1 protein-coding gene is annotated in these 695 nt (G+C 71.4%); it reads right to left on the minus strand.

Translation table 11 applies throughout. The features are described from left to right. Positions 1-675 (minus strand): acyltransferase domain-containing protein (locus E4099_RS32620; RefSeq protein ID WP_167828582.1); only part of this gene is annotated, 675 nt, incomplete at its 3' end. Positions 676-695 lie beyond the last annotated feature (20 nt).

The following is a 695-nucleotide window of genomic DNA, read 5'->3' on the forward strand; positions in this document are numbered from 1 at the left end:
GTCCACCGCCACACCCTGCGCGAACAACCGCCCCAACGCGGCCGTCAGGGTTTCGACCTGGTCCCGGTCGCGTCGTTGCGCCGCGATGGCCAGTACGTCCTCGTCGTCGGCGGTGATCTCGGCGATCATCGGGGTGAGTGCCGCGTCCGGCCCCAGCTCCACGAACGCGGTGATCCCCGCGCCCCGCAAGGTGGCCACCGCGTCGGCGAACCGCACCGCCCGCCGCACATGCCCCACCCAGTACTCCGGATCCGCCACCCGCTCAGCCGACAACACCTCCCCCGAGGTGTCCGACACCAGCGGAATCACCGGAGCACCGAACTCCAACCCCCGCACCACCTCACCGAACTCCGCCAACATCGGCTCCATCGCCGCCGAATGGAAGGCATGACTCACCCGCAACCGAGAACAGCGCAGCTCTCGCCCGGCGCACTCGCTCTCCACCCAGGCGATCCCCGGGGCGGTGCCGGAGAGCACCACGCTGGCGGGGCCGTTCACTCCGGCGATCTCCACGGTCTCGGCGAGCTGTGCCGGAGCGGCATCGAGCAGAGCCATCGCCTGCTCCTCACCGACCGCCACCGCCAGCATGGCGCCGCCGGCGGGCAGCGCGCCCATCAACCGACCCCGAGCCGCCACCAACGCCACCGCGTCCCGCAACGACAACACACCCGCCACATACGCCGCCACCTCGAACG

Origin of the sequence: Streptomyces palmae, assembly GCF_004684805.1 — a bacterium.
Taxonomy (GTDB): domain Bacteria; phylum Actinomycetota; class Actinomycetes; order Streptomycetales; family Streptomycetaceae; genus Streptomyces; species Streptomyces palmae.